The organism is Bacteroides sp. ET71, from assembly GCF_023336905.1.
In the GTDB taxonomy this organism is placed as follows: Bacteria; Bacteroidota; Bacteroidia; order Bacteroidales; family Bacteroidaceae; genus Bacteroides.
Window position 1 is genome coordinate 1 of sequence record NZ_JAMBLS010000125.1, and the last position, 679, is coordinate 679.

1 pseudogene is annotated in these 679 nt (G+C 60.5%); it reads right to left on the reverse strand.

The features are described 5' to 3' along the window. Nucleotides 1-679: pseudogene (locus tag M3090_RS15480) on the reverse strand (DNA methylase); the annotation flags it as partial.

The following is a 679-nucleotide window of genomic DNA, read 5'->3' on the forward strand; positions in this document are numbered from 1 at the left end:
AATCAGGCGGGGGATGCTGTCGAAAGCGTTGATGAAGTTCCGGCAGGCGGTCTGCGGGTCGGCTGCCAAGCGTCCGTTGTTGTAATTGTACAGGAGTTTGCCCGCGCCGCGCACGAAGAAGCGGTTCTCGCAGAAGTCCAATCCCTCCTTGACGGTGGTGTCGGTCTTGACCACGATTTCGAAGCCGTAGAGGGAGCCGATGGGAACCGGCTGGCCGTGCGTGCGCTCCTTGTCCTCTATCTCGTGCAGCCGGGCGGCAATGACTTTGGGGTCGCTGCCCGTTACCCCGTCAATCTTCAGCGGGTTGAGCTTCTTGCCATCCTTGTCGTACTGCACGCGGCTCTCGAAGTCGGCCATGTCCTGCCGCGCCCTCGCGATGATGTCGCTGTTGGAGGCTTGGTTGGCCAACAGGGTCTCCAACCGGATGCGCGAATCGCCCTTGCCGCGCTGGAACGCCTTGCGCTCGCCCTCCAGTCCGGCAATCTTCTTTTCCAGACGCGCCTTGTCCAAAAGGTCGGTGTTGCCGGAGAGGATGGCCACATACTCGGAGTAGTTCATGCCCCCCTTCTCGTCCATGCTGCCCTCGTCGATGGTGCGGCTGCCCATGCGGTTCTGCTTGAGCTGGGTGATGAAAAGCTGCTTGTTGTGGAGCAGGTTGAACTTGTAGCTGTCCAATGAC